At 38.7% G+C, this 6,850-nt stretch carries 9 protein-coding genes; 4 read left to right on the forward strand and 5 right to left on the reverse strand.

What is annotated here, in order from left to right:
* Nucleotides 1-83 precede the first annotated feature (83 nt).
* Nucleotides 84-950, forward strand: a complete 867-nt coding sequence (locus VB733_RS27055) for a CoB--CoM heterodisulfide reductase iron-sulfur subunit B family protein (protein ID WP_323343141.1) — start codon at nt 84-86, stop codon at nt 948-950.
* Complete coding sequence (locus VB733_RS27060) at nt 947-1,084, forward strand: hypothetical protein (protein WP_323343142.1); 138 nt, start codon at nt 947-949, stop codon at nt 1,082-1,084. The genes VB733_RS27055 and VB733_RS27060 overlap by 4 nt, the downstream gene beginning before the upstream one ends.
* A gap of 14 nt (nt 1,085-1,098) precedes the next feature.
* Here VB733_RS27060 and VB733_RS27065 read toward each other — a convergent pair whose 3' ends face one another.
* On the reverse strand, nt 1,099-2,097 hold the full coding sequence (locus tag VB733_RS27065) for a DNA-processing protein DprA (RefSeq protein WP_323343143.1): 999 nt from the start codon (nt 2,095-2,097) through the stop codon (nt 1,099-1,101).
* Nucleotides 2,094-3,365: a hypothetical protein gene (locus VB733_RS27070; protein WP_323343144.1), complete on the reverse strand. Its 1,272-nt coding sequence runs from the start codon at nt 3,363-3,365 to the stop codon at nt 2,094-2,096. The genes VB733_RS27065 and VB733_RS27070 overlap by 4 nt, the downstream gene beginning before the upstream one ends.
* Before the next feature lie 63 nt (nt 3,366-3,428).
* Here VB733_RS27070 and VB733_RS27075 point away from each other — a divergent pair.
* Nucleotides 3,429-4,531, forward strand: a protein-coding gene (locus tag VB733_RS27075) for an IS630 family transposase (RefSeq protein WP_323343145.1) whose coding sequence is annotated in 2 segments (ribosomal slippage) — nt 3,429-3,933 and nt 3,933-4,531 — 1,104 coding nt in all. Because the reading frame shifts where the segments join, the coding sequence is not laid out codon by codon here.
* A gap of 14 nt (nt 4,532-4,545) precedes the next feature.
* Here VB733_RS27075 and VB733_RS27080 read toward each other — a convergent pair.
* Complete coding sequence (locus VB733_RS27080) at nt 4,546-4,740, reverse strand: hypothetical protein (RefSeq protein WP_323343146.1); 195 nt, start codon at nt 4,738-4,740, stop codon at nt 4,546-4,548.
* Nucleotides 4,741-4,945: 205 nt separating this feature from the next.
* On the opposite strand from VB733_RS27080, the gene VB733_RS27085 reads away from it, so the two are divergent.
* Nucleotides 4,946-5,089, forward strand: a complete 144-nt coding sequence (locus VB733_RS27085; RefSeq protein WP_323343147.1) for a hypothetical protein — start codon at nt 4,946-4,948, stop codon at nt 5,087-5,089.
* Nucleotides 5,090-5,181: 92 nt separating this feature from the next.
* Here VB733_RS27085 and VB733_RS27090 read toward each other — a convergent pair whose 3' ends face one another.
* Nucleotides 5,182-5,949, reverse strand: coding sequence for a class I SAM-dependent methyltransferase (locus tag VB733_RS27090; protein ID WP_323343148.1), 768 nt, complete (start codon nt 5,947-5,949; stop codon nt 5,182-5,184).
* 232 nt (nt 5,950-6,181) lie between these two features.
* Complete coding sequence (locus VB733_RS27095) at nt 6,182-6,769, reverse strand: class I SAM-dependent methyltransferase (RefSeq protein WP_323343149.1); 588 nt, start codon at nt 6,767-6,769, stop codon at nt 6,182-6,184.
* Between the last annotated feature and the right edge of the window lie 81 nt (nt 6,770-6,850).

Consider the following 6,850-nt stretch of genomic DNA (forward strand, 5'->3'; position numbering starts at 1 on the left):
CTACGAGGTAAATTATCGCCATTACCAGCCCAAGTTAAAGAACCCCAGAAATTTAGTCAAGCATTAGCAAAGGTAAACCAACCATGAAATATTCTTACTATCCGGGATGTAGTTTGCATACCACTGCGAAGGAGTTCGATTTATCAACAAAAGTGGTGATGCGAGAGCTGGGAATTGAACTAGAAGAACTGCAAGATTGGTCTTGTTGTGGGGGTTCTATCGCTGGGGGTGTTTCCCATGATGTGGGGATGGCTTTAGCAGCGAGGAATGTGGTTTTGGCACAAAATCAAAATACGGATTTATTAGCGGCTTGTTCTGGTTGTTACAATAAGTCAGCGAAAGCAGCGAAAGCATTAGAAAATCAGCAAGAACGGCAGAAAATTACCACTATTCTTACAGATATGGGTATGTCTATTTCTGGTAATAATATTAAAGTCAGAAATGTGGTGGATGTCTTAGCGAATGACCTGGATATTGCTAATCAAGTTAAAAAGCCCCTCACAGGTTTGAAAGTTGCTTGTTATTATGGTTGTCTGTTAACTAGACCAGCAGATATCACCGGATGGGATTCTCCAGTGTTCCCGATGTCGATGGATAGATTAGCTGAAGCTTGTGGTGCAGAGGTGGTGGATTTTCGTTCTAAGACAAAATGCTGTGGTGGACCAATTTTAGTCCCCAAGGAAGATGTAGCTTTTGAATTGACGAAGCGGCTATTGGATGAGGCTAAATCTCTCGGTGCAGATTGTATTGTCCTTGCTTGTCCCTTGTGTTCTACTAATTTGGAATTGAGACAGCCGGATATTGAGAAGAAATACGGTGTTAGTTATAACTTGCCTGTGATTTATATTACTGAGTTAATTGGGTTAGCGTTGGGGATTAAGCCGGGAAAATTGGGAATGGATAAGCATATTGTTTCCACGAAGGGGATTTTGAGGAAGTTGGGGATTTGATGGTTTGGGGTGGTTCGTGTTTTTTTGTAGGGAGTGCGATCGCGCAACAGACAACCTTCCTTCCTGTTCAGTGGTGGCAGATAATTGCATCACCAACCACAAATCTTTACTATTCGGTGCAACATGGTTATTAGACCCAAATTTAGATTTAGATATTGAGTTTAAGTACCTGGTTACTGTGTTCCAATTCCAACTCAAACTCTGGATATGACTCTTTGCTGGAAAGAACAAATATTTTAGGATTTGAGCAGTTTTTTAGCTCTACAAATTCACCTAAACCTTTAACACCACCTTCAATAATTCTTATATTAGCAGCATAATCTTCCCTGTTTATATCTGACTTTACAGGACGGATAACACCCAGAGGTCTTTTGGAATCAACAGCAGCTTTGACTGTAAATTTTGATCCTCCATCTAGAGGGCTTTGTATAAGAATTATTCCCTTTCCAATACCTGCTTGAATTCGACAAGACTTGACTACCGAAAAAGTATCTTGTTTTTTTAAAGGAGGCATTTCAGACAGAATAAGCCCTTCTTTTTCAAGCACATAGTCAATATTGGCAATAGATTGCTTGGGCAATGAACGAAAAGCGGAGCTAGATAGCCCACTACCTACTACTCCAATAACCTTTGCAAAGCAAAACTTCTCTTGTTCTAAGATTGAAAACGTATCTATACCATCAGCCAAACCGTTGCAAATTACCCAACCTTTTGAAGCAAAGTGTTTTCCAACCCTCTCAGCTATTCTCTTTCCGTTGTCATTGGGTTTTCTTGTTCCAATAATTGTTACAGCATCTACCGTAAGCAAGGACAAATTTCCACGAAAGAAAAGTACAGGAGGAGAATCTTTAATTTCAAGCAATTTTTTGGGATAATTCTCATCAATAATAGACATGAATCCAATTTGATTAGATTCACATTCAGCCAAAATTTCTTCTGCTTTTGAAATAGCTTCCTGAATTTCCGAAAGTGAATATTTCTTTTTTACTAAAGTTAAAAGGTTTTCAATACTTTTTTCAGTAGTTGAGTAAAACCAACGATGTTTTTGCCGTATAGAACTGAGATTTTTCTTGATAAAGATTGCTCCTATGCGCTTTAGTTGAGAAAGCGCAAGAATTGCAAAGCTTACTTCACAATTACATTTCATCCTATATTCTCCGTATAGCCACATCCGTTACCGTGATATTGAGGTGGAACACAAGAGTAGAATTCTTTACCATTTTGACTATTCTTTTTTATTCTCATGTACTTGCTCATTCCATTTTCCGAGCATACAGGACAAAGTTTACCGCTATCGTTGTATCCACACCCATTGCCGTTGAACTTAGGTGGAACACAGGAGTAGAATTTTTCACCAGTAGTTCTATTGATTTTAAGCTGTATTGGCTTACTACAAACAGGACATAGCCTATTGCTATTTACATTTGCTACAAGATGAAATAGCGCAATGAAGAAAACGTTTTCCGCTCCTCCACTCCATAACTGCTCAGTTAAAGCATCTGCGGTAGCTCCAGTAGTGTATTGATCATCTAGTATTATGACATTTTTGCCTCTGACATCCACTCCATATCGGAGGCTTAAGTTACTGTCCACAAAACTATGCCGATCTGCTGCTGTAGGCTGTTTACGGGTGGATGAGCTAACCTTATCATTCCATTCAAATATGTTGAGGCAGGCTAAATTATATGTTCTTTGCCGAATTTGATCTGAGATGAGGTTAAACAACTCACCCATTTTATTCGCAGGCTGCGTTGTTCCTTTATCTGGAACATAGGTAAATATTTCCCAAGAGTAGGATTGATTGCTTAGAATCCAATCAAAATAAGTAATAACAGAATCTCGTATTGCATAAAGCAATTGTTCGCTTCTATCTACTCGGTTAAACTCAAAATACTTGTCTGTAGTGTTGTATTGATCGCATTCACCTGGGGCTTGGCGAGCTAAAATTCTATGAATAGACCACTTGCTTTCTTTAAAAATATCAGAACAAGGTTTTCTTGCTATGTGGCTGCTAACACCTCTAAGCCCAGCTTCCAAGCACAACAATTTATGCAATGGATTTCTAAGAATCTCCAAAATTTCTGAATAGTTTTTGGCAAAATAAGTGGGACCACTTTTGACATTCTTTACGTAATCGCCAATACCATCTCTTAGCTCTGGAGTTTTTGCTTCATAAAATTCAGTTAGTATAGTTGGAACTTGTAAACCTCTTCCAAGCTCAATATCCAACCAAGAATCACCCAATACATAGCAAAGATTTTCTAAGTTATCAATGCCTAATTCTTGAAGAAAATTAAGAGTCTTTAATGTATTTGGCTTATCTGCAAGTGATAACGCAGTTATTCCTCCAAGAAGATTTCTTACAATCGGGTTTACATACCTGGGGTGAGAATCAGATAGAACTATAGGAATCATATTTGATTTCTGAAAAAAAACTGCGAGATAATACTCAGAAAGATATTTGTCTAACAGGGAACAATGGGGAAACAGCATCTACAAGCAACGAGACTCCCACAAGAGTTTGACACAGCAATGCTCCCGTTGGGAGGCGTGCAAAGGGCGATCGCAGAGTTACAGGAGTTTATAGATAATCGCCCGGATGCTCGTGAGATGAGAAAAGCTTTGGCAGTGAAGTTGGTTTATCAAGGCTACAAGTACGAGGAAATTCAAACAATTTTAGATGTGTCACTAGGCTCCATAACAAGCTGGAAACAAGCTTACCAAGAATACGGGATATGGGGACTGCGGTTAAATCATAAGGGAAGAAAAAGTTACCTGAGCGATGAACAGCGAGAAGAGGTATTAAGTTGGTTACAAACGAAAGATATCTGGGAGCTTGGGGAACTAGAGTACAAATTGGCATTTGAATATGATGTAATATACAACTCGAAACGTAGCTATTACGATTTATTTGATGCAGCAGGAATTAGTTGGAAGAAAACTACTGCCTTGAACCCGAAAGCTGACGAGGAGGCTGTTGCTGCAAAAAAAAACAAATCATGTCATTGTTGGCAAGCAATAGAGAAGAAATAGAAGCAGGAAAACTGAGAGTACTACTAATAGATGAGTGTCATCTCCTATGGGGAGATTTAACTGGTTATGTTTGGGGAAAAACAGACCAAGAGATAGCAGTTGCGGTCGTTAACGAACGAGAGAAACAGACATACTATGGTGCCGTTGACTATCTCAATGGCAAGTTAATTCTCAAAGCCTATAGGGCTGGTAATTCCGACAACACGATTGATTATTTACATTATTTATTAGACCAATCTCCCGACCAAAGATTACTTATTTTTTGGGACGGAGCTTCCTATCATCGTTCAAATCTAGTTAAAGATTTTTTAAGTGATATTAACCGAGATTTATCCCCAGAGCAATGGAAAATTCATTGTGTACGTTTTGCGCCAAATTGCCCGTCACAAAATCCGATAGAAGACATTTGGCTGCAAGCAAAAACATGGGTTCGGCGTTTCTGTGCTTTAATTCCAACATTCTCTCATTTAAAATGGATGTTTGAGTGGTTTCTCGCAAACACTATGTTTGATTTTATCTCTCTTCAGATGTACGGTTCTTTTTCATAAATCAAATACTAGTCCTATATACATTCAAAACCTAAACTTCTTGCCTCTGCTAAAAAGCTTGCGGCTCCCTCAAATACTCGAATTTGCGACAAATCAGTGTCTATTTGCCCGTCTTTCATAGGCTTTAGAGCAACATCCACCGTATCAGTCAAAGTTCCATCCAGATCGATGAGCAGGTACTTTTTATACGCTAATTGATTGTTTGTCACTGTAGCAACTCACGTCAAACAATAAGACAGTACTATCTTATCTTTGCCAAACGTACTATCTTAAACCGAGAAATTACGGAATGGTATGCAGCATAGGTGACGTGATTCTAACGACTTATCTTAAGGAAAGTTTCCATATTACTACCTGTGAAGGGTAGTAATTCTTTTTTGCCAAGGCACAACATTAGCCTGAATTGCCTTGTGGATGCTGGATCAAATTTTTGTGATCGCCTTTGGTGAGGGTTTGGTGCGATCGCTCTTACTGCTGGTTACTGTGTGCGATGCTTTGAGTGAGGATTTGCTGCGATCGCCAACAATTTTTCCCATCCTTCAAACTACAATATTGTAAAAAAAAACGAATGTGGTTCGTGTGGGTTTTTTTGTAGGGAGTGCGATATGCCTTTGGCATTAAGCTTTGCTTATCGCGCTTTTGTTTCATAGTTATTTTTCAGCAATAACCAGCATTTCAAAATCTTCGGTTGTCAACTTGTCATTTCTAGAAAATGCTCCAAGCTTTGCTGCAAATATATTAATTTCTTTATATCCGAGGGACTTTAACAACCAAGTAATTTCACTGGGAACGTAATATCTTTCATTGCATTCAAGAGTCTTTTTATTTCCAGAGTCGTCTTCAAATTCCGTAACATTGTAGTCTCGAAATGTCATGAAATCAAATGTATTGCTTCGATATGCGGCATTGCCTTCTTTTGTTGTTGAAGCGCAAAAATTTTCAACAGAATTATACAGTGGGAATAATCCATTTAAAGTTGTAAATATCAATTTACCATTCTCTTTGAGTGCTTTTGTCACACAATTGAGTATTTCATAATTCATTTCATCTGTTTCCATCAATGGAAATCCACCTTCACAAAGCATGATTGCAACATCAAATTCATTGTTAAATGAAAGATTTCTTGCATCTTGTTTTTGAAAATCAATCTTTAAATTATAACTTTCTGCTTTTTGCTTCGCTCTAGCAAGTTGAGCTTCTGATAGGTCAATCCCAGTAACGTTATATCCCCTATTTGATAATTCAATTGTATGTCTGCCAGTTCCGCATCCAACGTCTAATATTTTTAATGACTTATCAAAATTTATCTCCCTTTCAATGAAATCGCATTCACCAACAGTACCCTGTGTGAAATTTTCATTATCATATTTCAATCCGTAATTTTCAAAAAGAGATTCATACCATTGTTTTTTCATCATCTCGCTCCTTGATGTTTCCTTTATGCCGTTTAACTGTTATTAAGTGAGCCGATTACGCGATCGCTTAATTTCTCAATCATGCTTGAAACCCTGCTTGATGAAAATAGGTATCAGCAGTGCGTCAGTAATTCTTGCTTCTTCTCGTTCTTTAAATAACTAAAGCAAGAAGGTAAGATGAGATGTTTCGTGATGTGATTATTTTCTCATCCTCCCATCGTCTCCACTGCGCTAATTATGGTTTCATAGCCAGTAATTGTACGACAGCACTATGTCCCTGATGAAACAGTCCTTCCTGAATTTCTCGCTCAACTTCTGCGGTCTGTTTAAACTCTAACCCATCCAATTCTTGCCGGAGCGTTGTCAGTTCCATCATTAAATCGGCATTGGGCGGACCTCCCGTTTTGAATTCTAGTTGACGAGGTGTATACGCTTCCAGTACAAACACACCACCAGATCGCAATCCAGAAACCACTTGTCGATGGATATTAGCACGCAGGTTCGGTGGTAAGTGACAGAAAATAGAAACGATCGCATCCCAGGAATTCGGTTGAATTGTAAAATCAGCCAAATCTGTGACGATGGTTTCTATCTTTACAGAACGCTCTGCTGCCAATTTATGGGCTTTCTCTAAGCCAACAGGAGAGGCATCGACAGCAGTCACCTGACATCCCTGCTGTGCTAAATAAACGGCATTTCTGCCTTCCCCTTCGGCTAAACAAAGTACAATACCCTTGGGAATCTGTTGAATAACTTCTACTAGAAAGTCGTTAGGATTTTTGCCAAAGGCATATTCTGTTTGGCTATATCGCTCATTCCACATAATCGATCAAACCTCTTGGTGTCAAAATACCACCCCGCTTTAAAAAGACGGGGCTATCTTTTTTCCGCATTATTTTAGGTA

It is taken from the genome of Calothrix sp. UHCC 0171, from assembly GCF_034931845.1.
In the GTDB taxonomy this organism is placed as follows: Bacteria; Cyanobacteriota; Cyanobacteriia; order Cyanobacteriales; family Nostocaceae; genus Brunnivagina.